Here is a 634-nt window from a genome sequence, read left to right as displayed (position 1 = left end):
CATCATCGCGCTGCGATTATTTGAGAGACTCTGTTACAGACTAATCCACCACTCAGTACTTCTACGGAGAGTGATGTTCAGCTGTAAACTTTCAATTTTCAGCTTGTTCCAGATTGTTAAAGAGCAAAATACTTCGCAGCATACTGTTTCCAATACACTCTGAAGTATTATTTGTGGGCTGTACGGTAATGGTGGAGCTAAGCGGGATCGAACCGCTGACCTCCTGCGTGCAAGGCAGGCGCTCTCCCAGCTGAGCTATAGCCCCATACAGTCACTTACAGATACCTTAATCACTAACACACCAGGAAGATGAGTTAGCCAATTTGTTCTCAGGCAAGGCGGAGTTCATACGAAGTTTGCAAGTGCAAACGAGTGTGACGACAACGCAGCATGAGGACGAATTGGTAGGCCTGAGTGGACTTGAACCACCGACCTCACCCTTATCAGGGGTGCGCTCTAACCACCTGAGCTACAAGCCTATTAAGGTATTTCTGCTCGTTACTTTCTATCAGACAATCTGTGTGGACACTGCACAATGCGTATCTTGAGGTAAGGAGGTGATCCAACCGCAGGTTCCCCTACGGTTACCTTGTTACGACTTCACCCCAGTCATGAATCACAAAGTGGTAAGCGC

At 47.6% G+C, this 634-nt stretch carries 2 tRNA genes and 1 rRNA gene; all 3 read right to left on the bottom strand.

The annotated features are described in order from the left end of the window. Positions 1–189: 189 nt before the first annotated feature. A tRNA-Ala gene (locus tag J1784_RS00270) sits at positions 190–265 on the bottom strand. Positions 266–402: 137 nt separating this feature from the next. After that, a tRNA-Ile gene (locus J1784_RS00265) sits at positions 403–479 on the bottom strand. A gap of 71 nt (positions 480–550) precedes the next feature. Next, positions 551–634 (bottom strand): 16S ribosomal RNA (locus tag J1784_RS00260); the annotation flags it as partial.

Origin of the sequence: Rahnella ecdela (assembly GCF_019049625.1) — a bacterium.
GTDB lineage: Bacteria > Pseudomonadota > Gammaproteobacteria > Enterobacterales > Enterobacteriaceae > Rahnella > Rahnella ecdela.
This window is presented reverse-complemented; position numbering and strand designations above follow the sequence as displayed.